The organism is Thiorhodococcus minor (assembly GCF_010820565.1).
GTDB classification, from domain to species: domain Bacteria; phylum Pseudomonadota; class Gammaproteobacteria; order Chromatiales; family Chromatiaceae; genus Thiorhodococcus; species Thiorhodococcus minor.
Genome location: NZ_JAAIJQ010000279.1, coordinates 1 through 945 on the forward strand (window position 1 = coordinate 1; position 945 = coordinate 945).

A 945-nucleotide genomic window follows, 5' to 3' on the forward strand; every position below is an offset into this window, starting at 1 on the left:
ATCTCATCGTGATGCTGTTCAACAAAGGGGTTCATCGTCTGACTCCCGTGTGCGGGCTTACTCAAACGATAGACGATCCGCCCCTCTTTGGTTCCGGCTTTGCCGGGTTAGGGTTATTCAGACAGATTATGTCACGGTTTGCCCGATGCCCCGCCGCGCCGTTCTCTCCGCAGCCCAACGCAGCTTCTTCGAGGCATTGCCAACGGAGTCTGTGGAACTTGCCAAGCATTACTTGCTGAGCGATGAAGACTTGGCGTTGGTGCGGGAACGGCGCCGTCAGGAGAATCGACTCGGGTTCGCTGTTCAGCTCTGTCTGAGCCGATTTCCAGGACGTCTCCTGCGTGTCGGCGAGAATCCGCCGCTGCCCCTGATCAGGTTCATCGCCGATCAGGTGGGTGCCGATGCGGGCGCCTTCGGTACCTATGCGAAACGCGCCGAGACCCGCCGCGAGCATGCCTTGCTGCTGCTCGAGCGCTTCGCGCTGACGACATTCAAAGGCCACCATATTCGGGAACTGGTCCGTTGGCTGGTGCCGATCGCCGTCGACAGTCCCAGTGGTAACCCGCTCGTCGGCGCGGTCCTCGACGAGTTGCGCCAACGTGGGGTCTGCTCGGGATACGTGCAATTCTTTATCACTTCTCCGTCGCAGCGAAGATCGGCAGTGCTCGCGGGCGCAGAGCCGCTGGATGTTCGTCCATGTCAAGCGCGTATTGACCGAAGCGGCGAATATGATCGCGCGTGCATGGGCTAAGACGCGAAACCAGCTCCGGGGTTACCGGCAAGCCCTCATCGATCATCCCCGAGATCACCTCAGTCATGTCGGCAACGTTGTTTAGCATGACAGCGTTGGCCACCAGGTCCATGTACTTAGTGCCTGGCCGAAAAGTCTGTTTCATCTTACGGGACAATGGCTTAAAATATGACCCCATGGTCGAAGTTTCGGCG

Annotated in this window: 2 protein-coding genes; one reads left to right on the plus strand and one right to left on the minus strand. The window is 58.8% G+C overall.

Translation table 11 applies throughout. The features are described 5' to 3' along the window. Positions 1–145 precede the first annotated feature (145 nt). A complete protein-coding gene (locus G3446_RS29400) occupies positions 146–751 on the plus strand; it encodes a DUF4158 domain-containing protein (protein ID WP_164456718.1) in 606 nt (201 codons plus the stop codon). Here the strand turns inward: G3446_RS29400 and G3446_RS26955 are convergent. Next, the coding region (locus G3446_RS26955) for a Tn3 family transposase (RefSeq protein WP_209262671.1) at positions 633–945 on the minus strand (313 nt) is incomplete at its 5' end. The two genes, G3446_RS29400 and G3446_RS26955, sit on opposite strands and share 119 nt — an antisense overlap.